Source organism: Paraburkholderia sp. GV068, assembly GCF_003058125.1.
GTDB lineage: Bacteria > Pseudomonadota > Gammaproteobacteria > Burkholderiales > Burkholderiaceae > Paraburkholderia > Paraburkholderia graminis.
This window is the reverse complement of the sequence record NZ_QBUB01000018.1, coordinates 1-25,982: the sequence shown is the minus strand read 5'-3', so window position 1 is coordinate 25,982 and position 25,982 is coordinate 1. Positions and strand designations below refer to the sequence as shown.

Annotated in this window: 21 protein-coding genes and 5 pseudogenes; 13 read left to right on the top strand and 13 right to left on the bottom strand. The window is 59.6% G+C overall.

Annotated elements, in window-relative coordinates; translation table 11 throughout:
- Positions 1–248 precede the first annotated feature (248 nt).
- A pseudogene (locus C8K18_RS27985) lies at positions 249–1,284 on the bottom strand (IS110 family transposase).
- On the bottom strand, positions 1,196–1,576 hold the full coding sequence (locus C8K18_RS27980; protein ID WP_107710548.1) for a molybdopterin cofactor-binding domain-containing protein: 381 nt from the start codon (positions 1,574–1,576) through the stop codon (positions 1,196–1,198). The pseudogene C8K18_RS27985 and the gene C8K18_RS27980 overlap by 89 nt, the downstream one beginning before the upstream one ends.
- 146 nt (positions 1,577–1,722) lie before the next feature.
- Between C8K18_RS27980 and C8K18_RS33415 the strand changes: the two genes are divergently transcribed.
- Positions 1,723–1,887 (top strand): hypothetical protein, encoded by a 165-nt coding sequence (locus tag C8K18_RS33415; RefSeq protein WP_165919873.1) that lies wholly within the window; start codon positions 1,723–1,725, stop codon positions 1,885–1,887.
- A 192-nt stretch (positions 1,888–2,079) separates the two neighbouring features.
- Here C8K18_RS33415 and C8K18_RS27975 read toward each other — a convergent pair whose 3' ends face one another.
- The 6 genes from C8K18_RS27975 to C8K18_RS27950 all read right to left on the bottom strand — a co-directional run bounded on the left by C8K18_RS27975 (position 2,080) and on the right by C8K18_RS27950 (position 7,398).
- A complete protein-coding gene (locus C8K18_RS27975; protein WP_165919872.1) occupies positions 2,080–3,246 on the bottom strand; it encodes an OmpP1/FadL family transporter in 1,167 nt (388 codons plus the stop codon).
- 455 nt (positions 3,247–3,701) lie between these two features.
- Positions 3,702–4,214: a hypothetical protein gene (locus tag C8K18_RS27970; protein ID WP_132384626.1), complete on the bottom strand. Its 513-nt coding sequence runs from the start codon at positions 4,212–4,214 to the stop codon at positions 3,702–3,704.
- Between the two features lie 62 nt (positions 4,215–4,276).
- Complete coding sequence (locus C8K18_RS27965) at positions 4,277–4,924, bottom strand: hypothetical protein (RefSeq protein WP_107710545.1); 648 nt, start codon at positions 4,922–4,924, stop codon at positions 4,277–4,279.
- 9 nt (positions 4,925–4,933) lie between these two features.
- Complete coding sequence (locus C8K18_RS27960; RefSeq protein ID WP_165919871.1) at positions 4,934–5,626, bottom strand: dienelactone hydrolase family protein; 693 nt, start codon at positions 5,624–5,626, stop codon at positions 4,934–4,936.
- A gap of 10 nt (positions 5,627–5,636) precedes the next feature.
- The gene (locus tag C8K18_RS27955) at positions 5,637–6,908 is read right to left on the bottom strand and encodes an NAD(P)/FAD-dependent oxidoreductase (protein WP_165919870.1); all 1,272 of its coding nucleotides are present in this window, start codon (positions 6,906–6,908) and stop codon (positions 5,637–5,639) included.
- A 10-nt stretch (positions 6,909–6,918) separates the two neighbouring features.
- Positions 6,919–7,398, bottom strand: a complete 480-nt coding sequence (locus tag C8K18_RS27950; protein WP_132384625.1) for a flavodoxin domain-containing protein — start codon at positions 7,396–7,398, stop codon at positions 6,919–6,921.
- A 578-nt stretch (positions 7,399–7,976) separates the two neighbouring features.
- On the opposite strand from C8K18_RS27950, the gene C8K18_RS27945 reads away from it, so the two are divergent.
- From C8K18_RS27945 to C8K18_RS27935, 3 genes are all read left to right on the top strand, one after another.
- Positions 7,977–8,348: an antibiotic biosynthesis monooxygenase gene (locus C8K18_RS27945; RefSeq protein ID WP_107710541.1), complete on the top strand. Its 372-nt coding sequence runs from the start codon at positions 7,977–7,979 to the stop codon at positions 8,346–8,348.
- 27 nt (positions 8,349–8,375) lie between these two features.
- On the top strand, positions 8,376–9,362 hold the full coding sequence (locus C8K18_RS27940; RefSeq protein ID WP_107710540.1) for a TAXI family TRAP transporter solute-binding subunit: 987 nt from the start codon (positions 8,376–8,378) through the stop codon (positions 9,360–9,362).
- Positions 9,363–9,681: 319 nt separating this feature from the next.
- On the top strand, positions 9,682–10,173 hold the full coding sequence (locus tag C8K18_RS27935) for a MarR family winged helix-turn-helix transcriptional regulator (protein WP_107710539.1): 492 nt from the start codon (positions 9,682–9,684) through the stop codon (positions 10,171–10,173).
- A gap of 275 nt (positions 10,174–10,448) precedes the next feature.
- Here C8K18_RS27935 and C8K18_RS27930 read toward each other — a convergent pair whose 3' ends face one another.
- Complete coding sequence (locus tag C8K18_RS27930; protein WP_107710538.1) at positions 10,449–10,733, bottom strand: hypothetical protein; 285 nt, start codon at positions 10,731–10,733, stop codon at positions 10,449–10,451.
- Between the two features lie 139 nt (positions 10,734–10,872).
- On the opposite strand from C8K18_RS27930, the pseudogene C8K18_RS27925 reads away from it, so the two are divergent.
- Positions 10,873–11,672: pseudogene (locus tag C8K18_RS27925) on the top strand (transposase).
- Positions 11,673–11,818: 146 nt separating this feature from the next.
- Here the strand turns inward: C8K18_RS27925 and C8K18_RS34175 are convergent.
- Together C8K18_RS34175 and C8K18_RS27915 are read right to left on the bottom strand one after the other, a co-directional pair.
- Entirely contained in the window at positions 11,819–12,067 is a 249-nt protein-coding gene (locus C8K18_RS34175) for a porin (RefSeq protein WP_107710537.1), read from the bottom strand.
- A gap of 112 nt (positions 12,068–12,179) precedes the next feature.
- Positions 12,180–12,935 carry an IclR family transcriptional regulator gene (locus tag C8K18_RS27915; protein WP_165919869.1) on the bottom strand — a complete coding sequence of 252 codons (756 nt, stop codon included), beginning with the start codon at positions 12,933–12,935 and terminating at the stop codon, positions 12,180–12,182.
- Between the two features lie 1,355 nt (positions 12,936–14,290).
- On the opposite strand from C8K18_RS27915, the pseudogene C8K18_RS33870 reads away from it, so the two are divergent.
- Both C8K18_RS33870 and C8K18_RS34170 read left to right on the top strand, forming a co-directional pair.
- A pseudogene (locus tag C8K18_RS33870) lies at positions 14,291–14,749 on the top strand (alanine racemase); the annotation flags it as partial.
- 54 nt (positions 14,750–14,803) lie between these two features.
- Positions 14,804–15,188, top strand: a pseudogene (locus tag C8K18_RS34170) (alpha-hydroxy-acid oxidizing protein).
- Here the strand turns inward: C8K18_RS34170 and C8K18_RS27900 are convergent.
- Both C8K18_RS27900 and C8K18_RS27895 read right to left on the bottom strand, forming a co-directional pair.
- A pseudogene (locus C8K18_RS27900) lies at positions 15,185–15,874 on the bottom strand (IclR family transcriptional regulator); the annotation flags it as partial. The pseudogenes C8K18_RS34170 and C8K18_RS27900 overlap by 4 nt on opposite strands.
- 177 nt (positions 15,875–16,051) lie before the next feature.
- Positions 16,052–17,350: a citrate synthase gene (locus C8K18_RS27895; protein WP_181324952.1), complete on the bottom strand. Its 1,299-nt coding sequence runs from the start codon at positions 17,348–17,350 to the stop codon at positions 16,052–16,054.
- A 168-nt stretch (positions 17,351–17,518) separates the two neighbouring features.
- Here C8K18_RS27895 and C8K18_RS27890 point away from each other — a divergent pair, with 168 nt between their 5' ends.
- From C8K18_RS27890 to C8K18_RS27865, 6 genes are all read left to right on the top strand, one after another.
- Positions 17,519–18,520, top strand: coding sequence for a 4,5-dihydroxyphthalate decarboxylase (locus tag C8K18_RS27890; protein ID WP_107710532.1), 1,002 nt, complete (start codon positions 17,519–17,521; stop codon positions 18,518–18,520).
- Between the two features lie 29 nt (positions 18,521–18,549).
- Positions 18,550–19,311, top strand: a complete 762-nt coding sequence (locus C8K18_RS27885; RefSeq protein ID WP_258196204.1) for a class II aldolase/adducin family protein — start codon at positions 18,550–18,552, stop codon at positions 19,309–19,311.
- 1,221 nt (positions 19,312–20,532) lie between these two features.
- Positions 20,533–21,819, top strand: coding sequence for an MFS transporter (locus tag C8K18_RS27880; protein WP_165919867.1), 1,287 nt, complete (start codon positions 20,533–20,535; stop codon positions 21,817–21,819).
- 14 nt (positions 21,820–21,833) lie between these two features.
- The gene (locus C8K18_RS27875; RefSeq protein ID WP_107710528.1) at positions 21,834–22,910 is read left to right on the top strand and encodes a porin; all 1,077 of its coding nucleotides are present in this window, start codon (positions 21,834–21,836) and stop codon (positions 22,908–22,910) included.
- Between the two features lie 42 nt (positions 22,911–22,952).
- Positions 22,953–23,648: a dienelactone hydrolase family protein gene (locus C8K18_RS27870; protein WP_107710527.1), complete on the top strand. Its 696-nt coding sequence runs from the start codon at positions 22,953–22,955 to the stop codon at positions 23,646–23,648.
- Between the two features lie 128 nt (positions 23,649–23,776).
- Positions 23,777–24,973 (top strand): M24 family metallopeptidase, encoded by a 1,197-nt coding sequence (locus tag C8K18_RS27865; RefSeq protein WP_107710526.1) that lies wholly within the window; start codon positions 23,777–23,779, stop codon positions 24,971–24,973.
- Positions 24,974–25,982: the final 1,009 nt, after the last annotated feature.

Below are 25,982 nucleotides of genomic sequence, written 5' to 3'. Positions count from 1 at the left end.
TTCATGACGACGTGAAGAGGAAGATTGCTCCCGTACATCCGGACTTTTGATACAAGCGTTGCCTGCTCGCTGTCCCTGATGGGATTTGCTGGTCGGCGCCTCGATCGCTTACACGCACTCTTGGTGCCTCGCCCGGCGCGGGTTATGCCAACCACGGTCTTACCTGCCTTGCCATCACTTCGTGATTGCCTGTGCAATCTGTGGTGTGATCGTGCTTCGATGAAGTTTGCTTTGCCTGGCCGACCTGGCTACGCGACTGCGAGAGCAGGCGTGTAGCCAGGCCGGAACTGACGGTCGTGAACAAGCAGAGCCCAGACGATTCTGGCTGTCTTGTTGGCCTGCGCGACTGCTGCGACATTTGCGTTTCGACGCGCGGTCAACTTTACTAACCAACTGTCTGGGTCGTTCCTTTGCGTGACTCGGTAAATCACCGAGCGTGCTCCATGGATGAGTAATGTTCTGAGGTACGCATCACCTCGCTTACTCATGCCAAGCAGCTTTGCTTTGCCGCCACTGGAGTGCTGCCGTGGTACGAGCCCCAGCCACGCGGCGAGTTGTCTCCCGTTGTCGAAGTTCTTTGCATCACCAACCGTCGCGGCCAGCGCGCTCGCCGTGATCGGGCCGATCCCCGGCACCTGTTCAAGTCGTCGGCTGATCTCGTTATCACGATGCCAGGCCTTGATCTGCGTCTCGATCTCATCGACCTGTCGGTCGAGCAACTTCAGGTGTTCAAGCAGACGGTCGATGAGTTGCCGAAATACCCCGGGCAACTCGTTGGTCGCGTCTTCGATCAGAGTAGGTACTCGCACGGCGATGTGAGCAATGCCCTGCGGCACAACGAGACCAAATTCGCCCAATAGGCCACGAATCTGGTTAGCCTGCGCCGTACGAGCCTTTATGAAGCTCTGCCGCGCGCGATGCAATGGGAGTACGGACTGCTGCTCGACGTTTTTTACCGGGACAAACCGCATCGTCGGTCGCGTCACAGCCTCGCAAATGGCTTGCGCATCGGCTGCGTCGTTTTTATTGCTTTTCACGTAGGGCTTTACGAAATTCCGGCGCCATCAGCCGAACCGTGTGGCCAAGCGCCTGCAGCTTGCGAGCCCAGTGGTGGGAGCTGCCACACGCTTCCATCCCGATGAGGCAGGTCGGAAGATTCGCGAAGAATTCCACGAATTTCTCACGCCGCAGTTGCTTACGCAGCACCGTCTTCCCACGCTCGTTCGCCCCGTGTACCTGAAATACGTTCTTGGCCAGGTCGATGCCAATTGTCGTAATCTGCATGGTGGCGCCCCTTCCGGTTTAAGTGGTTGATGACACTTCCACTTTGGCACATCGATGTCGTTATCGGGTGGGGGCGTCCATCCCATTGCTTACGGTGAACCATCTCCAGTTCTGGAACGTCAGGCGCAGACGGCAGCAGGTAGTCCCCCATGCTCGCGGTAAGCAACTGACCGTCTGCGTCGCACACGATCTGCTCAAGTAACGCGGCGCCGATCCCCTGCGCAAGCGCACCCGGCGTCTCGCCCGTGACGATGAGCGGATTAATGATTCGGCCATCCGCGTCTGCGCACAGGTGAAGTGACCCTCGAGCAGTTCCAGACGGAACCGCATATGATCGTCGCCACGCAGGGAACCGGGCATGTCATTGTCGAGCAGACGCTCGAGCGGCACGGCATATAGCGCAAGGTCCGGCTGCGCATCCCCAATTTTCTGGGCGTCATGTCGACGATCACGTGCACCGATTACCTGGCGATCGTTCCGGAGCGTTTCGCGCGCATCATCGCCAAAGCGAATCAGATCAGCGTGATGGAAATGCCCTTCGCGGTCCCCCGCTATCGCGTCATGCAGCACTGGCATGAACGCTATCGAAGGATCCCGCCGTGATCTGGCTGCGCAACACCATCAGCACCCTGTTCCGTGAGTCAGGATCTAGCCGGTTAGCGGCCTCTTGCCGCCCTTGACGGCGCAGGACTGCATCAAGGATGTCGAGAGACGTGACCTGACGGAGGCCGGCGTGAGCCAGCCTCCAGAAGTCAGATTGGTGATGACCTGGTAAGAGCTCAGGTCAGTCGACGGTCAGAACTTCTTCGTGTAGGTAAATGAAACGACGTTGTTCTGCGCATACGGATCGACGCCCGTGCTGGCGCCTGTGCCATGGGCCTGGACGCGCGGCGATATCGCGTAAGAGAAGGAGAGCTCCGAATCCTTGCCCATCCGGTAGGTGGCGCCGAGCGTGTAGGTACGGTTGTCCGTCACGGGAACGATAAAGGTGAAGCTAGTGTTATCCGATGTCATCACCTGGTCGGCAATCTCAAAACCACCGCGAACGGTAAGGCGATCGGTGACTGCATACTGAACGCCGAACCGGTAAGCGTTGACATTGGTGAAGCCATTGCCTGACCCGTTGACCGCGCCGAGCGGCGCAGAGAAATTGAGCGGATTGCCCAGGACATGGGTTTTGGCGTAATTGAAGCGGATCCAGTCGAATCCCAGCAGCCACTGCGGAGTCGGCCGGTACGCGATGCCGACGCCGTACTGCTCGGGCTCCTGGAACCGCCCCCCGTCCGGGAAGATGTGCTGGTACTTGTCCCAAGGCTGGTACCTGATCTTGGACGCGTAGAACGCGCCCAGCGACAGCTGCGAGCTGAACTGGCTCATCCAGCCGATCTTGAAACCGTAGCCCGGTGTGGTGTTGCGTCCAGGGTTGGGCTGGCCCGTCTGCGCTTCGATGCCTTCGACATTGATTGTCGAGAGCGCGCCGACCACGGAAAACGCGATCGCATGGTTCTTTTCAGGGCCGAACCGATAAGCGACGGTGGGCGCCAGATGCAGAAAGATGGCCTGCCCGAAGGTATTCGAATTTCCCGGCACCCCCCCGAAGGCCTGTCCGTAACTGATCTGTGAGCCGGATGTCCACGAGGCTACGCCAAACACCCAGGACGGCGAGAACGAATGCACGTAGCCAAATTCCGGCAATGGGACAATCGCCGTCTTGCCGTCGTATGACACGCCGTTGCTCGTCGATCCGGCATGAATGATAACGACGCCGCTCCCCATGTCCAGGCGGTCTCCGGAAAACGCAATGCCGGCAGGATTCTCGGCTGGCGCAAGCGATGATTCCCCCGTCGCGACCGATACGCCGCCCATCCCCTCCGTTTGCGTGCCGTAGCCTGTCGTATAGATACCGGTGCTGCCGTAGCAAAATGTAGAAACGCCGACCGACAATGCTACAACCAGCGGCATAACTCTCCGTTGATCCATATCGTCTCCAATCTGTACTTGTATTATCGACGTCTGCAGTTGCTGGCATTCGTTGCACGCAGCACTGTGACGCCGGCACTATCGAGACAAAAGTCTCGCTACTAACTTACGGACACCTAAACAACCTGGCAGCGTATTTCTTATATAAAAACAGGCGGTCATTCTTGATCAGCTGAAAGTGCGCCAACCGGCTGCAGCACGCCCCGGCGCCTGTCGCCCCTGCTCTGTCGCCTAGCTGGCGAGCCAGACAACAGATCCAGTTTGCTCGCGTGTGCGCCCGTAGGTGGGCGCTGCGTACCGGACGAAAACGGCCGGCTGGCTGACCCGTTCCGCAACGGCAGAGCCGGCCGGCGAGCCTGGAAAGCGGGCCGGTGGTCAGTCATGCTTTCGCGAAGAATGCCCTTCAACAGACGGCATGCCCTGCCCAGATCACGTTGTTACTCGTCTTCGTCGCGTTCGAGCAGCATCTGCGCGACCTGATCCCAGCGAACCGCGGACAGGTCGAAAGGCGCATGTTCATGACCGCAGGCCTCACACGTCCGGTTCTTCGGGTCCGAGTTGTACGACTCCACTGCGGCGTGATAACCGGCCTGGGCCGGCGCCGAGGTCGCATCGAATTCGTGATGGCCGACGTGGTGCCCGCATGAGTCGCACAGCCACATGACGCGTTCATGGCCGGGATCGCGCGCCTTGTAGCGGATCTGGATGCCCTTCTCGACGGTCAGGATGCGATGGACGCTGCCCGCGGGCACATAGATGTGATCGCCCGGCTCGAGGTCAAAATAGCGGACCGCACCTGCAGCAAACGTGATCCGGGCCTTACCCGAAATCTGGACGACGACGCAGTCCTTTGCACAGACCACGTGAAAGGGCTGGTCGATCTCGTTGCGGCTTGCGTGCAGTTGGGGATCGACGTCAGAGCGCAGCAGCGGAAACTCGTCGAACGACATCAGTTTCTCGGCTTCGCGCAACAGGTTGAATGCGTTCTTGCGTCGCATGCGAAGTGGTGCGTTCACTTTGTGGTCTCCTTCGTCAGCGTATTCCATGCGTTTTCGACGATCCGCGTGTTGCGGATGTAGTTGCCCCATCCCCAGATCCAGTAGGGGAAGATCTTGTTGACGTGGCCGCAGGACTTGCACGTCCGCATTTCTTCAGAGCCGTTGTAGGGCAGCACGAACGGGTCACCCGCCATGATGGTCGCCATGCCGCCGAAATGGCCGCCCTCGCCTTCGGCCTGCCCGAATGCGTAGTGGAAGACCTCGGCATTGCACGCCTCGCACTGGAAGGTCAGGCTTTCGGTCTGTTCGCCCTCTTCCAGCTGTCGCTGCGTGACGGTCATCATCGCGAAGAAGTGATCGCCGCCGGGCCAGTCGCCGACGCCATGGCGACGCGGACCCACCCACACATCACCGACGCGCATCTGACCGTTCGAGCCGAAGCACAGAGCCAGTTCGTCGACCGAGTTTTCGTGAATGAAGTAGCCGGTGTCGGTTTCTCCGCCGTCGCTCTCGAATGCCGCGCAGCACGGAACGATTGCGCCGGGATGGGCGTAGGGGAAAAGCGGCAGCAGCTGGGTGTTCGAGATCTGCGCGCGTTCAAAGGCGTTCGCCTTCAGCGGCTCACGCCCGCCGGTCGTTTCAGGGATGCGTTGCGATGTCATCGCGCTCTCCTATCCAAGATGGGTTTGAAGGAACTGATACGTCGCCTCGTCGGCGGGCTTCGCAGCAGACTCGACATAGGTGCTCGCGGCGAGCCGGGCAAACGCGTGACCGGCGCCTTCGTAGACGCGCACGTCGGCCTGCGCCTCGCGAGCGAGACGTTCGGCGATCGCACCCTGCACCTGCGGCGGGTTCAGCGGATCGTCAGCGCCCAGGTGCATCAGCAACGGCTTCTCCGGCGCATCCATGTCCTCAAGTAACGGTGCGATCCCCACGCCGTAGTAGCTGACCGCGGCGTCGACATCGAGCCTGAGCCAGCCCAGGAATGCGACCCGGCCGCCCAGGCAGTAGCCCACCATCCCGACCTTGCTGTGACGCTCGCGCAGTGCCGCCACCAACACGGCGAGATCCGCGATGCCCTGGTCAATGTTGTCGCCGTAGCGCTGCGCGAGCTGCATCGCTTCTGCGCGCGCGTCCGGCTGCTCCGGGTCAAGCGCGACGCCGGGACGAAGGCGCCAGAACAGGTCGGGTGCAACGGCCCGGAAGCCGGCCGCCGCCAGACGATCGGTTGTCGCACGGATATTCGCGTTGACCCCGAAAATCTCCTGAATGACGATGACAGCCGGGGTGGATTCATCCTGGCTACCGGATGCATAGCACTTCATCTCGCCGTCAGACAGCTTCACTACTTCGTTGAAACCCATATTCATGTCCTCACTGTACGTTTGTGCGAACGTCGGTGGCGGGCCGGGTAGCCAGCGCCTGACGCAGGGGTACGGAGGGATCGGCGAGACTGTCAGCGTCAAGCGGCTCGCCGCGCTCCATTGCGCGACGAAGCAGCGTCATGCTGCGACCATCGTTCAGCGCGATCGCGCCGATCAGACGTTGGCGCCACAGCTGGAACACGATCATCTGCGTGGGCGTCGCGCACGCACGCACCACCGTCGTATCGGCAAGCTCACCGTATCCGGCAATCTGCAGGTTCCAGTCGAACTGATCCGACCATATCCACGGCGTACCCGCCGGCGCCGGTGCCTCGCCGCGCATTTCGCGTGCGGTCGCGACGGCCTGCTCGATGGCCGGCTCCCACGCTTCAAGTCTCCGCATGTAGGTGGGATGGCTCGACAAACCTTGCACGCGACAGGCGACGTCGCCCGCGGCGAAGCATGATGGGTCGGCGGTCTGCCCCCGCCCGTCAGTCAGGATCCCGTCATAGATCTCGAGGCCAGCGGCGCCCGCCAGCTCCGTATTGGGGACCACGCCGATGCCAATCACGACGCAGTCGGCTGCGAGCTGCGTGCCGTCATCCAGTTCGATCGCAGTAACGTGCCCGTCTCCCCGAAACGCGCGCACCGACTGTCCATGAACCAGTCGCACACCTTCGAGCTGAAACTTGTGCGCCACCGCGTGTGAGATGACTTCCGGCACGCCGCGCGCGAGCAACCGGGGCGCGGCTTCGACGACGGACACCTCGCAACCGGCCCTGCGCGCCGTGGCGCCTGTCTCGAGCCCGATAAAGCCGCCCCCAACCACGACGACCTTGCGCTTCGGTGCGAATTCCCGTGACAGGGCGATCGCGTCGTCATAGGTGCGCAGGTAATGGATGCCCTCCAGCTCAGCGCCTGGCGCGGGCAACCGCCGCGGCGCCGAACCCGTCGCGAAGAGCACCTTCCGGTAGGACAGGAACTCGCCCGATTCCAGTTGCACCACACGCGCGCCTCTGTCGACGCGAGCCGCACGGTGCGGTATGAATGGCGTCACGCCGCTGAGCTGCAGCTCGGCGACCCCGCCAAACAGAAGCGATGGCTCACGCTGTTCGTCGCGCTCGACCAGCGTGGTCTTCGAAAGCGGCGGCCGCTTGTAAGGCGCGTACGGTTCTTCGCCAATCAGGGCGACGGAAGGTCGATCCGCGCCACGGGCCAGTTCGATCGCGGCGGCCCCTCCGGCGGGACCGCCCCCGATCACGACGTAATCGAAATGTTGCATGCTGGATCCGTCAGGAGGTCTGGTCGGAGGAAGTGCGTTGCGCCAGAAGCGGCAACCATTCGAGAATCCACTCGCGCGCCGTGTCTTCCGGGTAACCGCCGCAGCGGCGATCATGATCGAGCCGTTCGCCGACGCGCGATGCGCCAAGCGATGTGAAGAGCTCGTCAAAGCGCTTACCCCCAAAGCAGAATGTGCCGGGGTAAATGCTGTCTCCAAGCCCGATCACGCCATACACGATCCCGCGCAGATCGGGTTTGCCTGTTTCAAGCGCAGCATACAGCGGCTTGCCGTTATCCGGCACCTCGCCCGTTCCGTACGTTGACGTGCAGATGACGTACACCCCGGGCGTCAGATCCTCGACCTTCATCCTGTCCATGAGCTGAATCTTCGATGCGTACCCTGCATCTTCAAGCAGCGCACTGACTTCTTCCGCGACCAGTTCTGCGGTGCCGCTCATGGTCGCGACGAGTACCCTGATTACTTGGCTCACCAACCTGCTCCCTTACGAACACAAAGACCTGCATGGCCCGGCGACAGCGCGCAGAACGCACTTGCGCGTGATTGGCCAGCTTTCTGAATCAGACGTTTTTTTTCCGGAGCGATTCCGGTAGCTGCGTCTGCATGATCCGGATCATCATTGATTGACAAGCACTTGTCAAACTAGGGTAAACTGGGAGCGCGATCGGGATAACACACGTGCGATAGTTCGGGCCTCCAGAAGGCGTTGCAATCACGGCATCTGGCGTTGGTCAGGCGTCACGAGCCGTGTGTTGAATCTGACGGAAGGGCACGGACATGCCGGCCGTGCATGTTCACATTGGTTAGGCGTACGTTCTATGAAGTGAACGCGCGAAGTAAGCGCATCAAGCGAACGAATGAAGCGCGAGGATGCAGGCGCACTGCCTGACGGATCACGCGTGTGACGTAAGCCTGTGAGGTAAGCCTGTGCGCGACCGGCCGGATACATCAGTGGCGTCGCGAATGTCGCTACCCGTTGTATGAAGCTGTTTTTCACGAACCGGGGGACTTCCTCCCGGGTTCATCCGTATCTACTGAAAGGAGATGAAGATGGTCAAGTTTGAAGAAATGGATTGTAGCGTCGACATCCGCGATCAGCTCGCCGCCGACGTTCAGGGGCCGCTCGTTCTGGCGAACGTGTTCCATGTGGCCGCGGAAGATGTCGATGCCCTGCTGGTCGCGTGGGAAGACGACGCAACCTACTTTAAGGCGCAGCCGGGCTTCATCTCGACGCAGCTGCATCGTGGCATCGCGGGCAGCTGCACGTTTCTGAACTACGCAATCTGGGAAGACATCGAAACGTTCCGCGCGGCGTTCAACAACCCCGTCTTCCATGCAAAGCTCGCCCACTATCCGGACAGCGCCGTCGCGTCGCCGCACCTGTTCCAGAAGCTCACGGTGAAGAACCTCTGTGTCGCGTGATCGCGCAAGACGTCGAAGGGCACGACAATGTTTACCATTCCAGGCATGGACCGCGGCCCCCGGATCGACAGAAAGGTCCAACTCAGGATGCGAGGCGACTGGGGGCAGGCGAACTTCCACAGAATCTGCAGTTGGCTGGCGCAGGAAATTGGTGACCGGTGCGAAAGCGGCACGCAGATTGAAATCGTCAACGGCGTGGGCGGCACAGATGCGGCGCTTGCCATCCAGCAGGGGACGGCCGATCTCGCCATTTCCACGCCCGCGGTTTTTTCGTGCATGGCTGTGACGGGCGTTGGGCCGTTTGCAGGCAACGCCGTCAGTTCGCTACGCGCATTGGCCGTACTGCCTCAGGACGACCGGATGACGCTCGCGCTCGACAGCAAGTACGGGATCGAGACCTTCGAGCAGTTGCGCACCTCGGACCTACCACTGAAACTTGGCATCGGCAAACGCGACGGGTTGAACTACATCGGGTATGCCGGTGAGCGGGTGCTCGCCGCACATGGCATCACCGAAACCTGGCTGCAAGCGCGCGGCGGCCGCTTCGTCGAACGCGAGCGCCCCGAGCAATGCCTCGCCGACGCATCCCAGGGGCTTGTCGACGGCGTCATTCAGGAAGCGATCATGACCGACTGGTGGATTGACGTCATGCAATCGCGCAACATGAGCCTGCTCTCCTTCGAAACCGCCGCGCTGGGCGAACTTGCAAGGTCATATGGCTGGCGCCCGGCGGTGATCGAGGCGGGTTACTTCGCCAGTCTCGAAAAGCCGGTCGCCACGCTCGACTTTTCCGACTTCCAGCTGCTTGTGTCCGCAGACCTCCCGGATGACGTCGCGTATCTAATCACGTGGTGTCTGTGCGAAACGAAGGAAACGATTGAGCATCAGTTCCATCGCTTCCCGAAGAACCGCACCCCGATGGGTTATCCGCTGGACCCGAAGAAAATGCTTCAGACCACCGTCGGACTGCATCCCGGCGCGGCGAGCTGCTACCGTGATCTGGGTTACCTCTAAGGGCTGCTGCTGGCCTGTCTGACAACGCGAGACTGTCTCCCCGGCACACAGCCGTATGCCGGCGGACCAGCGACGCTGGCCCGGGACCGCCTCGAATGTCCCGTGAGACAGCCGATGCCGTTGCGAGAAGGTCTGCCGCGGCATGGGCGCGGCAGCGCAGGCCGGTCTGATAGCGAGATCGTTTTGACATATACTTGCCGATTTTAAGGCGGCAACGTCGTTTCCAAACCGTTCCTAACAGTCTGTCCAATGGCCGCGGATCTCTGTCATCTCTTCCAGACAGGCGGCGTCTCAGGCAGATACAGCACCGATCAAGCCGATGGCAAACCAACCGCGTTCTCGCACGACTCCCGCACGCACCCTAGGGGGGGACCTGGTCACCGACCTGATCCTGCTCATCTTCAAGGCCAACGCGGATTTTCTGGAGGCCGGCCCGCTCGTCGCACGTGATCCGAATATCAGCGCGATCAGGTGGCAGATTCTCAACACCGTATCCAAGGCGCCCAAGACGGCGGCCCAGGTGGGACGGGAGCTTGGGCTGTCGCGGCAAGGCGCGCTGTGGAACGTGCAGGCGCTCGAGGACATTGAACTGATTGAGCTCAAAGACAATCCGGAAGACCGGCGGGCCAGGCTCGTCGCACTGTCGGCAAAAGGACGAAGGAAGCTCGAGACCATCAACAGGATTCAATACGCGTGGGCGAATGAGCTGGCCGAAAAGTTCGACAACGCCAAAATGACCGATGCGCTGCGGGTCGTCACGCAGTTACGCGACCTTGTCATGGCGTCGGTCGGCCTCCGGAGCAGCGAGTGACCGGAACCAGGCGCAAGTGGAGCCTTAGCGACGCCATGTCCGCCAGTTTCGAGAGCCCGTTCTCGGCCACTCCGGTTTACGAAGATCGCACCTCATCGCAATCGCAATCGCAAGTCGCGACGACTGCAGTTTGCGACCGTTCATTACGCACTGCGATCATGGCCAGCACGCGCGCGATCGTTGCATCAGGCCTTGTCGAACCCGGTACCGAGTTCGAGAGTGTGCGGGACGACACTGTCTTCCACGACAGCCTCGATTTCCGCCGATCCCAGTCCTTAGCGCGTGACGTCAACCCGATAACGGCCTGACTGCGGTGCCAGTCCGTCGAACTTGAAATCACCAAAGGCATCGGTTTCGCAGGTCGCCACCACGGCGCCGTTGTGGCGCAACGTGACGAGCGCCCCCTTCACGCATTCGAGCCCCCTCCCCTGCCGCGCCACGACACTTCCGCCGTTGAAGCAATGCGTGAAGCGGTGGAGATTCTTGTAGCACACGCGCGGCCGGGTGCCCAGCTCAGGCCTTAGCACATGCGGGTTTTCGGCGTCGATGAGCCGCTTCATGGCGGCGCTGCTAGTCCTGAGCGTGCTGTTGGGGGAGGATGCAAAGGGTTTGTCGGCGAATGCGGTGAGCCGGCTAAAGGCGCAATGGACCGAAGAACGCGTGGCCTGAAGAAAGCAAGACTTGTCGAAATCGCGCTATGTGTACTGGTGGGTCGACGGCATCCACACCGGCCTGCGCAGCGAGAATTCGGACGGTCAATGCCTGCCGGTGATCATCGGCGTGAGGCCGGATGGAAGCAAAGAGCGCGTGGTGATCGGCGACGGCTACCGTGAGACGAAGGCGTCGTGGCTGGATCTGCTGCTGTACCTGAAAGCGCGTGGCTTGCAGGCGGGGCCATTGCTGGCTATTGGCGACGGCGCAATGGGCTTCTGGGCGGCCCGGAAGAAATGTCTCCGGCGACGCGTGGCCAGCGCTGCTGGTTTCACAAGATGGGCAACGTGCCCAATGCGCTGCCGAAGTCGCAACAGGGGCGCGCGAAGGCGGATATGCAGGCGATCTGGATGGCCGCGACGCGCGCCGAGGCACATACCGCGTTCGATCGTTCCGTGGCGATCTATGCGGCGAAATATCCGAACGCCGCCGAGACGCTGAAAAAGGGTCGAGAGAACTTGTTGGCGTTCTCTGACTTTGCATCCGAGCACTGGCAGTATTTGCGCACGACTAACGCGATCGAGTCGGCCGGGCGGCTGATGGCGCTGCACTTCACGGCGACCGAATCGACCTTTGCGTTGGTGCCACACCGCACAACACGTACGCGCAATTGCGTGTCGCGCCCGACCTTCCTTGGCATGGCATTCAAGCTGATCGAGGAAGCTGAGAAGACGTGGCACCGCATTAACGGCCCAGAAAAGATCAAGCTGTTGCCTGAGGGCATCGCCTTCGAGGACCGCGAACCGGTGCAAGACGATCGACCGGCTCAGCAGAAACTCGCCGCTTGAAATCGATGGCCATCAAACTGCTCATACACCACTCTTGACGTTATCTCGCAGCGAAGGAGGGAATGCTTCTTCTATGACTGGACCTACGCTCGGTCGTGTGATCGTGACTGCGAGCTAACCGTCATGTCGAGTGGAAACAGGACCTGTTAGAACCGATGTCGGATGCCTGCGAGTACAATCGCTTGCATGTGGGTAGTTGACGGAGCATTGAGCCAAATCACCGCCGGCGCGAATGAAAGCGGCCCGCTCGACCGCATGTAATCCGTAAATACATACACATCCGTGCGTTTGGAAAGCGCGTAGTCGGCGCTCAATTGCACGGTGTGCCAGTGGGGATTCGCGTCGAGGCCGCCATAGTGTCCGTTCGTATACACGTAGCCAACGGACAGCAGCATGCACTCAACACCAGTTCGGCCTTCGGTCGTCCCGTGGGCATGCTGCTATCTCCCGTTCCGCTGATACCAGCATGCTACGTGAACGTAGATCCGTTTACAACGGAACGGGACACTAGACCTGCGTCGCATCGTCGTTTTCGGCAGTGGTGATTTCCTCAAGAGCTTTGCTCATCTCGCGTGACGCGGCCTGTAGTTGTTCGACCAAGCCATCACGACTTAAGACTCGTGCTCTTGCACTGGAATAGACGATTGTAAGGCTGCCCACTAAGGTTTCCGCTACAAACACGGGAACACCGAGACCATGCAAGTTCGGATCAAGCTCCTCACGGCTTTCGCTGAACCCCTGCTGCTTCATCGTCTGCAATGTCCGCCAAAAGCTGAGCCAGTCCGTTCCGAGCTGCTCGTTCGCTATCGTCTCAGCATGGGTCGCGTAAAGTTTTACCAGCTGCGGGCGACGCAAGAAGGGCAATATCGCTTTGGCTACTGCACCTCGAAACAGCGGGTGCTGTCTGCCGCGGACGTACGTGAGATTGAGATCTTCGACCCCACGTTCGTGATGCATATTGATGATGTGCAACCCGTGGAGGCTGGACAGAAGAGCATCACATCCTGTGGAACTTGCCAGCCCTTTCAGGACCGGCCTGCCTACTTTGGCTACGGGGTCCGCAGTTCGCAAAACGTACTCAAGCTCGGCGATCCGCACACCCAGCGTATAAACCCCGCCGGTGAGCCTCGCAAGAAGGCCCGCATCGCAAAGTTCTCTGAGGTACCGATAGCCGCTCGATATCGAGAAATTCAGCCGCTGACAAACAGCGTCCGCCGTCCACGTCGGCGTGCTCTCATCAAACAGCTCTAGTACGCTCAACATCTTGCTCAGACTTGATGACATAAGGACGGTCACAGTTTGTTAGCGTAGGGAAGCGAAAGTTCGACTGATGCAACGCCCCCGCCGAGACTCGAATTCTCATTTTCTCACATGAAAGGAATTTCAGAAACCCATTCGACCGTTTCAACGACTTGCATGCTGCGCATCCATCAATTGAAGTCGGCTTGGTTCGTCCAGCGCGCCACTGATTAGTAAGCCGGCATCAATGAGCGGACGCGCGCGTGCCGGTTACATTCAGCAGCGGTGTTCGCCTGAGGGCTGCTGATGCGAAAAGTGAGGTTGGTTGTCGCTTCCGCACCGACATGTTGATAAATATTGCGGACGGCTCGACCGCGATCCCCTCTGTCGCCGGTAGTTCTTGTTGGCACTGAGAACGACAATTATGAGAATCCCGGCAGCGTAACGGACTGTCGTTGTTGCAGAGGCTTGCCGGCAATGCGAACCAAGCTTCGAACGGTCTCGGCGCTGATCAGGCTGAAACTGGAGGCATGCCACGATGCTGATGATAGGCGTGCTGACGCCGGTGCTGCGCTGACTCCGGCCGCGGGGTGACCGGAACGCGGAATGGGGCGGCTCGCCGGCAGTGACCGATACTACCGCGTCTTCTTTCTTGCCCGAGACAAGCGGGCAGTCATGCTGAATCTGATTTCGGACGGCCTGCTCATTGAGACGATAGGTCCCTGCCGACGCCGTACACAACAAATGTCCGGATGACTCCGGAATCCGCCACTTGACTCGTGAGATGTCGAACGGCAACAACGGGTCGCTATGCAAAGGTTTCCATACAGCAGAGGTTTTTGATTGGCGATCGCGGCCACGGACGCATGAACAGGCCGGTCGGAGCCAGCCCGCGATCGGTAATCAAAAAAACGTTTGTGCTAAACCGCTCCGCAGGCGTTCGCTTCTATGGCATTGAATGACAATCCGTCGGGCAAGCGCGCGTGGCCCGGCCTTCGCCCGTGGCAAAGGCGCAGCGTTCGAAACAGGCGAACGCCAAGGACACCTCCAAGCGCACCGAGGATGGCTTGCCGGAACATAGCTTTCGCACATACTCGACGATCGGGCTACGCTCACGTACAACGTCTGCCACACGCCGCTCAATCCAGACGCCAAGATCGTGATGACTACTCGGCCCACGCCCATTCAAGAAAAGGCATTCCGCGCGCTGAACGTCAGCGCTGCCTGTACCCAGTAGCCATCCTGCGCTCGCACGCATAACACCGTGAAATCAATGGCTAATGTTTGTGAGCGAGTCAAAGTTAGGTTTAGGCGATGAGCGTGCGTTTTCACATAAGCTGGACCCGTTACGGACGCCTGCGGATCGCTTGCGAACAGCGGCAGTGTGTATAGCACCGACGAAGCTGCCGCAGGCTCTGGCGCTGCGGCAGCAAGGCTGCGCCCTGAAGATCGTCGCCGACAGCGTGGCATGCACGCAGGCCATCGGCGCTTTCGGCCGGGAACATGGTGAAGCATTCGAAGTCTGGATCAAGATCGATTTGGACGGCCATCGTTCGGGTATCGCGCCCGACGACGACCTGCTCCTCACAGTCGCCGTGACGATCTCGGACGGCGGCATGCACCTCGCCGGTCTAATTGCGCATGCAGGTTCCAGTCGAGACTACGAAACGCATGAGGAACTGGTCTGCATAGCCGAACAGGAGCGTGCGGACTGCGTGCGCGCCGCACAACGCATTCGGGCAACGGGCTTACGGCGTGACGTAGTGAGCATCGGATCGACGCCAACGGCGCTGGCCGCAGAACATCTGGAACGCGTGACGGAAGTCCGTGCAGGCGTTGTCCGGGGTCTCGACGATGCACCACTCGCCGTGCATCACAGTGCCGATGGCATCATGTTGTCCAATCACGGCGAGCGGCAGTTCGGCAGCACGTCTGCGCCGCTCGAAATATTGCCGCCGGTCGTCGATGCGGTCGGCAGTCGGACGGAGAGATTTATCGACAGCGGCGTGCGACGCGGCAGCGATGCGTTGAAAGCGGTGGCACTCGGTGCGCGGCATTCTGCTGGGGCGCGCTCCATTGTATGGGCTCGCTTCGCGGGGTGCAGCCGGGGCTCGTGAAGTCCTTGCGCTCATGATGAGCGAGATGCTAATTGCAATGCAGCTGCTGGGGTGTGAAAGGATCGCGGATCTGGAGCAGAGTTTCATCGGTCGGGACGATGGACTCGCCGCCGGCAGTGCTGCGCCGACAGTCAGGCCGGACACGCCGGCAGCCGTCTAATCGGCCCTTCTTCGTGAAGAGATCGCGGATGCGGCTGATATCAAGAGATCCGCGAAGCGCCGCTGATCACGCTCCGCTTGCCAACGCGGTCGGGCAACCACAATGTTGACGGTGCCGACCGCTCGGCCCTGCGCTTTGGTAATGGCCGCCGCCGTCGAGATATCGCTGACGAAGTACTCGTCTTCGGTATGTGCACTGCCCTCGTTGCGGACGTGCGCAATCCGGTCCTTGATCTTGCGCGGCTGATAGACCGTCGCCGCGCTGTAAGCGACCAGCTTGGTGCGGGCCAGAATGTCGTCGATCTCGCCGTCCTCGAACGGGGCGAGAATCGCAAGCCCGGGTACCGTGCAATAAGCAGGCAAGCGCGAGCCGATGATGACGTACGGATTGAAAACATTCCGACTGACAATGCGCAGCACGAAGATGATGTCGGTCCCGTCGAGCACGGTGAGGTTAGTTGCCTCCTCCGTCTCTGAGCCGTGTTGCTGCAGATAAGGCTTGACGCGACTGACCAACTCGTTCGACGTCAGATAGTGATACGTGAAATCGACCAGCTTCGGTGGGAGTTTGTACTTACGGCTCTCGGGTTCCTTGAACAGATACCGAGCGCCGTCAGTCTGAACGTGAAGCGCTGGGGTGATATCGGAGCCGATCAACGCGGCGATCTCCGAGAGCGACAATTGCCGGTTTTGTCGCAATAACAAATGCGCGGGGAGGAGGTTAGATATGGTGAGGATAGCTTATGCAGCCCACGAGTAAAACTGCCCGACGCGAGTTTGCGCAATGCCACCGTTTTTCTGCAGTGAACAGGTAAGGCGCGCTCCACGTGCCCAACTTTTGAAGCGAAATTCGGCCGCGTTTCGTCACGAAGCCGTGCCAATTTCAGCGGAAGGTGTCGTCTCGTACTTCGCCCGTGGACGTAGCAAGAAAGCCTGCGTGCGCTGCTCCATCACATGCGCGACCCACCCGGCCGTGCGGCTGACAACCCAGATCGCGGTTGCCGAACCGTCGGGCAAGCCAAGTGCGCGGGCGAGAGTCACCAGGCCGAGCGCGACCCCGGGATGCGCGTCCAGTTCTCCCCGCATGCGCTCGAGAAACGCGACAGTCAGAACTGTGCGCTCGCGGGCGGCAGGTAAGCAATCGCGATGTTCCGCGATGCCCGCAGCGGCCTGCAGCATCAGATCCGCACGGGGATCGCCGCCCGGATAGAGCGGATGGTTGAATCCGAACAGGCTCGCGCCGTATTCGCGCACGCGCTCGACGCGGGTATCCAATGCCGACAACGGCTCGCACAGCAGCAGGGTTTCCACCTTTTCGGTGCCAGTGCCGGTAGAAAAGCCGATGTGCGAGCCGATAGCCGCCGCCACGCAACTGAATAGATCGGCATTGGTCGACGCGGCCACGCGCGCCGAAAAGGTGGCAGGCGCCAGTTCGTTGTCGGCCAGCACGACAAGCGCCGTATTGACCGCGCGCAGCGCCTCGGGCGTCACCACCGAGCCCGCGGCGTGCAGGATCTGCCCGGAGATGCTTTCATCGTCGGCGCGTGGGCAGAAGACACGCTCCGGCCCAAGGAATCCCACGCAGCCTGCCATGCTCTGCAGCATCAGGCGCGCGGCCTGCACGGCGCCGCCGTCAGCAATCTCTCTCGTGCCCCGTCCCTGCATCCCGAGCGCGAAGGGCACCATTCCCAGTAACGCGCCGATGTCGCCGCTCGCGACCCTGCCTTCGTAGCCCGACAGGAAGCGCAGCACGTCAGGCGGCGTCTCGAGCGGCGCCCAGATCGCGAGGCCGTTTTGCCAGATGCCCGTCGCAAGCAGATGCACAACCGATTCGAACGCAGCTCCGGAGCTCGCCAGGTCGACGGCGAGGCGGTTGCGGTAGCGCGGACCGTGCGGCGTGATTTGCGTGATCGCCGTGTGCAGCACAGGGTCGCCGAGACGCATTGTCGATTCGGCCACCGCGCCAGCGGGCGGGCGCCCGCGCTTGCGCGCCGCGAGCCGTTCGACGTCGCGCCGCAGGTACAGACGCTTGCGGCCGTCCTCATGCGGCGTGGCGCGCACCAGGCCACGACTGACGTAGGCATACAGTGTCGCGGCCTTGATGTTCAGTTGCTCAAGTGCTTCCTCGCACGTCAGCACATCGTTCAAGTTTTGCTCACTCATGTTCTTCCCGACTGCGCCCTCGCCCGTCAAGGCACCGTTATATTGATTTTAAAACTCAATATTGATAGATACAAACACTACCAGTAGAGTGAGCTCCGAGACAACAGAAAAGGCACCGCGAGACCCGATCGGCGACAGCGGCAGGCTACTCACATCCGGAGACACTGCATGACCCTGGACACGACGCCCCTGCATCGCAATCGGCTTGACTTGTGCGACACGTTGCACGCCGCGCCCATTGGCGCGTTCCACTTTCGTCTCGCGATCCTGCTCCCACCGATCCTCTGGTACGTCGAGGAAATCTTTTATCGCACGACCCATTATCAGGAATGGGACGTTTTAGAGATGTCGCACGCCAAGTACGCGTCGCTACGTTCGCAAGGCGATGACCGGCTGATCGGCCTTCCGGTGTTTTCGCCGAGGGTATTCCGTATCTCGTCGCTATACGTGCGGCGCGGCGGCGGCACCACCGGGCCGGCCGACCTGCGCGGCAAACGCATCGGCGTGCCCGAGTGGGCGCAGACGGCCTCGATCTATTCGCGCGGCTGGTTGGCGCACGACACCCGAGTACCGCTCAGCGAGGTCGAATGGGTTCAGGCTGGGGTCAATCAGGCCGGACGCCGCGAGCAGGTCGACGTACGCGTGCCGGATGGCGTGCGGTACCGGCCGGTGGCCGACCGCTCGCTCACGGCGATGCTGCTCGCGGGCGAGATCGACGCGATCCTGAGCGCGCGGCCGCCCGGGCCGCCGGTCGGCAAGTACGACGACATCGTGCGCTTGCTCGAAGAGTTCGAGCCGGTCGAACGCGCTTACTTTCAGGCCACGGGCATCTTCCCAATCATGCATCTGCTTGTGATGCGGCGTGAGGTCTTTGAGCGCCATCGCTGGATCGCCAACAACCTGCTCAAGGCATTCACGCAAGCAAAAGACAATAGCCTTGAGCGCCTCAGGGACATCAGCGGCTCCCATTTCCCGCTGCCATGGATGAACGCGCGCGCAGCCAAGGCGCGCGCACTGTTCGGCGGAGATCCGTGGCCATACGGTGTCGAACCCAATCGCGTCACGCTAGATGCCTTCCTGCGCTTCGCGCACGAGCAGGGCGTATGTCATCGCCGCCTCGCGCCCGAAGACTTGTTTCCACCCGAGGTTGCGGCCGCCATACGCGTCTGACCTCGTCCCTACCCACAGAGATATACGCCATGACGCAGAACACACCTTATACTGCTGCCGCAACCACACACGATGCGCAAGACATGCCGCGCCTGTTCGACGACCTCGCCGCAGCCAACCACATACTCGCGCAGCAAGAGGTGCTCGATGGCTTCGGCCATGTAAGCGTGCGCGATCCGCGTAATCCGCAACATTTCCTGATCGCGCAGTCGATGGCGCCCGAGCTGGTCCAGCCCGGCGACATCCTCACGCTCGACTTCGACTGCCAGCCGGTCGACGGCGATACGCGCAAGCGCTATCTGGAAACCTCGATCCACGCCGAGATCTATCGGGCGCGCCCCGATGTGCAGGCCGTCGTGCATAGCCATTCTCCATCGGTGATTCCGTTTGCGGGTTCGTCGGTGCGGCTGCGCCCGATCTATCACATGGCCGGCTTCCTCTCGTCGGGCTCCCCGGTATTCGACATCCGCCAATGCTTCGGTTGCACCGACATGCTGGTGCGCACCAGCGATCACGGCAAAGCGCTGGCCGAGACGCTCGGCACGTCGGACGTCGCGCTAATGCGAGGTCACGGTTTCGTGGCGACGGGCCCGACACTGCCGGCAGCGGTCTATCGCGCGATCTACACAGAGCTCAACGCCGGCATGCAGCAGAAAGCCATCGCGTTGGGCGGCGAAGTCATGTACCTCGACGACGGTGAAGGCAAAGCCAGCGACGATACGCTCCTCGGTGTAATGGAGCGCCCCTGGACTCTGTGGAAGCGGCAGGTCGACACACTGCGTCGCGGCTGAAGTCGGAGCCCGGCCTCGCCTGACGTTCGCAATCTGCATCCGTAAGCAAGACGCGGATCTGGCAGCAGGAGCGGCCCGGACACCTGCGGACCGCACTCCGATGATATCGGAAGCGCAGAGTGTTCCTAGTCGGTGCGAAAGCTGAGTGGCATAAAGACGTCATCCGCTTCAAGCCGAACCCAGCGGCAGGACGACACTACGAAAACGTCATAGCACACCAACGAGACCGATCCGTAATCGCCGACTTGCGTTCTGACGGCGAAGGTCTCCTCAAGCGGCGTAACAGGGATGCAGTTTTACGTACGGCTCTGACTGCGGCCTTGCCATCAAGTTTGCGCAAAACGCGTAGGCCATCTCGATACGTACTGGCGGTGTTCGGGGTGTTTCAGCGGCGACCCGCAACGATTCCCAATGATATCCAAACCCACCATAAGGCGGTCGCTCCGTCTATTCCGCATCCACTGGGTTCTCGCGCTGCGGGACCGCATAAAGATGGTCCTGGGCGGTTCCGGACATCCGGCTATCGGCGCCCCAGCGATCGCCGATAGCAACTCGTCAGTAGTCCGACAGGAACTGCAGAACATTTGGACCACATCCGGGTTTTTCCTATATCGATTCTGGTTGACGATCTCATCAAATCAAATAGAATTGATTTGACGGAATTGTCATTTCACAAGCGGCCGGAGCCATGCACGCGTGCACGAAAGGAGGCAGAAATGCGGTGGGTGAGCTTTGAACGGAACGGCAAGACAACGCAGGGTGCGCTTAAGGGCGACGCCGTGCGGATGATTGGCGAGGTCCCCGAGCATCACGAATTGCCTGCAGGCGAGTTGCTCCCGAGGATTCGCTGCATCCGCGGCCGCCGGTTCCGTGAAACGTCATTCACAACACCGAAGCCCCCTCCGGGACAATTGCGCGACACCGCAATGACCCTTTCAAATGTGCACTCCTGGCACCTCTTCTCTACACCAAGGCACAACTCGCATTCCGCAGGCGGACTCAAATGGATGATCAGGACTACTCGATGTCGTCGTTAGCTGACATGCGGTAACTATCAGAGTCTAGACAAGAGCGAGGCATAAGGTGGACACCTGAAACCGCACTCTCTCGTCGCTGATGCAGGCTCGGTTGAGTTCGTCCGAAAGAAAACGTCGCATCAAATTCTATTGGGTTTCAAGCGCTAGCAGCGGTATCAAAGAATGCACTTAAATGGAGACAGGCGTGAAAGCAAACAGCGCAGTCGTACCAGAGCGATCCGCCTCCGTAGGCTCAGCATTTAAAGAGCTATCCTTTTCGAGGAAGCGAATTCTCTTCCTTTGCGCGCTGGTTGCGGCACTTGACGGAATGGACACCCAGTCGGTCGGTCTCCTCGCTCCGTCCATTGCCAACGCAGTGGGCCTGCCCCTCGCAAACATGGGCGGCGTGTTTTCTGCCGGCCTCTTTGGAATGATGATCGGTGCTCTATCCATTGGCCCCATCGCCGACAGCTTGGGTGATCGGCGCCGTCCGATAATCGCCAGTACTTTCCTCTTTGGCGCGCTCACGCTACTCATTCCATTTGCACATACCCTCTCCGCGCTGGCCGGCCTGCGATTTTTCATCGGACTGGGGCTTGGCGCTGTGATTCCTAGCGTAATTGCAATATCCACCTCTCAGTGTGAGCCCGAAATACGTCGACAGATGGTTACGGTGATGGTCGGGTTCATCAGTATCGGAGGTTTTCTAGGTGCGCTTATCGCGATGCCTATCGTTTCACGCTTAGGGTTTAAGGCGGCGTTTTTCATTATTGGCGCAGCGCCAGTAATCCTTTGTTTGCCGCTCACGCGGTGGATGCCTCGGAACGATGAAACATTCGCGGACAAGGGCGGTGAGGCGTCCAGTAGAAGAACGGCCAACCTCCTGACGCCAATCACCACGATGTTCAGCGGGGCTTTGAGCTTCCTTACTCCAGTTCTGTTCCTCGCGTTCTTTTGCAACATGCTCTTGATGTATTCGATTTCTAGTTGGCTTCCATCTATGGTTGCCTATGCCAACCTCGAAAAAAACGTAGGGTTCATCGCAATTTCCATGTTTAGCCTTGGAGGTACCGTCGGCACGCTCTTGCAGGGTTTTTTCATGGCTAAGATCGGAAGTGTGCGCATGCTAGTGCTCGAGTACCTGATCTTCATCGCATGCGTCGTCTGCGTGACGTCGTTCGCATTAAATGCTACGGCTTTGCAGATCTTCGGTCTGGTCTCCGGTTTCTCTGTCACGGGAGCAACAGCCGGCCTGATCGCAATCGTCGTGGAAACGTATCCCGGCTCGATACTTACCACCGTCTGCGGGTGGGCGAACGGGGTCGGCCGAATTGGCGCAATCGTCGGGCCGCTGATCGGAGGGGCGATGCTCGGGGCTGGACTGTCGCCGAAGTCAATGCTTGGTGCCTGCGTGGTGCCAGCGTTCACAGCTCTGTGCGCCCTGCTCTGCTTCAACTTGCTGAAGCGCAATTCCCGCTACGCGAAAAATTAAAAGGAAGATTGGCGATGAAACAGCGATTCAACGTTCGCCGTGCAGTTTGTTTGATGGCTGTATGCTCAGCGGTCAGCCCCTTGGCCAAAGCACAGTCCAGCGTAACTCTTTATGGAGTGGCAGATATCGGAATTGAAGTGATCAGTCATGTTCCGACAGGCGCCCCAGGTGGTGGTGCAGCAACCCAAGTTGACATGTTTAGCGGAGGACTCATGTTTCCGCGGGTCGGTGTAACGGGACGGGAAGATCTTAGTGGCGGATGGGCAGCCGTTTTCAAGCTCGAAACGTATTACACGATAAACAACGGCGCATTGTGGAGAAACATTCAATACTATGGCGGATCGTGGGTAGGCGTTAATAGTCCATACGGTCAATTACAAGTTGGTCGCAACCCAGGCTTATTCTATGATTTCCAGTTTTACTACGATCCTGGCTTGGTCGCGAGATATTCGTTGAGTCCGTTCGATGCGGCCTTCGCTGGTCGTCCAAACAACTCGGTTAAGTACATCAGCAGCGCAGGTCCATTCACCCTCTCCGCGCTTTACAGTTTCGGCTACACGGGGACCGATGGTGTGAATGGGCAAGTACCCGGCGTCTACAAGGTCGGCAAGGAAGAGTCACTCCGTGTCAACTATGCTGGCTCTGTCCTTGCCGTCGGCGCTGCTTACGACCACCAAAACGGAACCACCGTTACAACCCAATCGGATGTGAACGATCGCGGCATAGTTGCCGCTTCGCTTACCTTCGGGCCATCGCGAACAATCGTCGGCTTCCGATACCTGCGAAGCACGGTAGGCGAGGCTATTGCGATCAACAAGATCGTCTGGGCAGGCGAGGTGTACACCATTACTCCCGCGTTGACCACCTGCGCCTCGTATTACCGTACGTTTAACGCGGGCAGTAATTCAGCTATTTCCGATTATGTTGCAGTGTTGGTGGACTACAGCCTATCAAAGCAGACTGACGTTTATTTCAACGCCGGTTACGTCCGCAATCGTGGAGGCGCGACGCTGGGTCTCGTGCCGGCGCAGCTTGTGGGCGCAAATGTCGCGCAAACAGGGGCAATGGTCGGAATCCGGCAGCGGTTCTGATGACTGGAAGATTGAACATAAGTGCAATATTAAGGAAATCGTATGAATTTCAATACAACAGTGCATATCGACGACATGAACGTCGGTTGCTATGCGGCTGGCCCTACATCACGCGAGACACCGGTCATCCTGGTCCTTCATGAGATTTTCGGAGTCAACAAAAACATACGTGAGACCGTAGATAGGCTGGCATCAATGGGATATCGCGGTTTCGCACCTGATCTATTCTGGCGCCAGGTACGGGGAGCCGAACTCGACCCGGACGATCCAGGCGCTCGTGAACAGGCCATGTCGTTGACGGATGCATACAATGCCGACTTGCCGACCGCACTTTCTGACCTGAGGTCTATCGTTGACAAACTGCGTGGCGAGCACGGCAAAGTTGGTGTCATGGGATATTGCCTCGGTGGCAATCTGGCCTTCCAATGCTGGCTGACATGCGATGTTGATGCAGTCGTGAGCTACTATGGGGTTGGCATTAGGGCGCTGACCTCCCGAGTGGCAGATCAAACGACACCGCTGCTACTGCACTTCGGTAAGGACGACCCGTTGAACCCGCCGGAGACGGTAGCTGCGATTGCCAGTGCCGTTGCATCATCACCGAACGTAGATGTTCGCAGTTACGACGGTGTAGGTCACGCTTTTGCCAGGCTCAATGCCAAGAGCTACGTCGAGAGTACGGCCGTGCAGGCAGACGCCGCAACGTTTGCATTTTTAAAGGACATACTGCGGGAGTAGATCCCCGCCCTGTGGTACTCAAGACCCACTCTTCCTGAGTGGAAGCAAATTGAGCGCGAGTACTTCTTTGAAAGGTCGAATCGATCACACCGGTGAATGGAGTGCTCTTTCCTCATTGGAGGACGTTAGTGTTGCAAGAAGATTACGAAGTTCCAAAGTTTTCGCTGGATGAGCGGACTCGTCGGTGGGCCCGTGTCCGCGTTCTCATGGCGAGAGATCGCATCGACGCGATTTTTGCGCCGCCTAACACCGGGATGTTCGACATGTTCCAGGCGAATGTGCGTTATTTGACAGGCTTGGGCGGAAATCACAGCATGGTCGCAGCAATCTTTCCGATCGAAGGAGAAGTCACCGCGATCACAAGTCCCGACGTTGCTAAAGACATCTGGCTGCAAAGGCAGCACTGGGTGAATGATATCCGGAATATCACATCCGGATGGGGCTTCACCGACACAGTTATCGCGCGGCTTGAAGAAATGCCCGGTCTGAAGCGACTAGGAGTGACCGGTTTGTCTGGGAACACCCGTTTTCCGGAAGGGGTAACATCGCATGGGATTGTTGAACGGTTGAGGCAGAAACTACCGCACGTTGAGCTCGTGAATGCCAACCTGCTGATGGAGGAAGCGCGCTTCGTCAAGTCTGAAGAGGAAATCGCCTTTATGAAGAAGGCGGATTCCCTTGTTGAAAAGGCAATCGACGTTTTGGCTCGGGAAGCGCGCCCCGGTGTTCCTGAAAATGTCGTTTATGCCCGTATGCTCGCCTCGATGATCGAAGCAGGCGGCGAGATTCCAACCATGATCTTGTGGTCTGCTGGTTGGCCGCAACCACCGTCCAATGCGTATATGCCGACTCGCAGGCGCTTGAAGTCCGGCGATATGATTCAAGTGGAAGCGGAAGCTCGTTGGGCTGGATACGCTGCTCAGAACACGCAGCCTTTCTTCATTGGAAAGGCGCCCGATGAGTACCGTGCAATGTTTGCCAGACAGCAGGAAGCCGTCGCCCTTTGTTACAGCCTTCTGCGCCCCGGCGAAACTATAGGCAATATTTCTGCAAAAATCGCTGCCATGTCAGACTACCGGTTCGACTGTTCTATTCTGATTCACGCTCGTGGGCTTGGTGACGATTCGCCGATTTGCATCTATGCTCCGCGAGATCAGGTGATGGCCAACTGGCGATTGCAGGAAAACTCCGTGTTCATTGTCAAGCCGCAGGTAAGCAATCGAGACCGGTCAAAAAGAATCTATTGGGGCGATACCGTCGTCTGTACCGCAGACGGCGCAGAACGACTTGGCACGCGGCCGCCCTCGATTATGGAGCTGGAGTAGCCTGCGTTAGACGGATCAGTGCGCGTCCTGCAAGTGGCGCGCGCTACCTCTGGTCGCTGCTGCCTGTCCATCTGCCAACCGGGGAGCTGGCGTTGGGCACTTCGCTTTCTACCAGCGATCTTCAACGTGGCGCTACTATGTGCAACATCTATCGTCGCGCCCCTCGAGGGAAAGTGAGGGCCACGCTGCAGCGCTTACGCATGGCATACAGCGCAGAACCGGTCAGAGAATTCCAAAAGCCTGCGATAGGCGCGCTTTTCATTGCGACCGGTGTTACCGGCCGCCTGACTGAGAGAGCTAGGCGTCGATGGCCTCCATTAATCGACCTCAAGCTCACGCACATCTCGCACAGCGCGAGTTCCTTATCCCGCCCTACAGAAGGTTCTGCGGACTTTTCGGAGCCGTCACGAGGGTGTTTTCGACCGCTTTTCCGAATCGAAGACGGTCGACGTACGAGAGTTGCGTCTGCGAGCTCTCCGTATCCCGAAATCCGGATATTCCAGTCAAACTGATCAGACCAGATCCATGGAACGCCAATCGAGCCTCCTGCCTGTCCATGCATCACTTTCGCCGTTGCAATCGCATGCTCAATTGCGGGCTCCCAAGCCTTCGATCTTCGTGTGTAGGACGGGTGAGTCGATAACCCCTAGTCCCGATGCGCCACGTCGCCTACTGCGAAACAGTACGGATCAGCTGTCCGTCCAAGCACATCGGTCAAGAGTGAGCGTGTATCGGGCGCCGGGCAGCGCCTGCCAGAAATCGCGCACGGTCGTCGGCTCCTTCGTCAGCAAGTCGACTTTCACAAGCTGGTCTGCCTGCCGCTGCTCATGTACGCGGACGTTCGCATATTCGAGCGGCGCGGGGGCCGCGCTCCAAACGCAACAGCGTCTGTGCTATCGAGATGCCGTTGCACTGCCGCGGCATAGTTTTCTTTTGTTGCGTCCAACTTGCTGCTACAGGCGACGAGGGTGACGCTCAAGAGTACTGCGGTCGCGCGGTAAACGTTTAA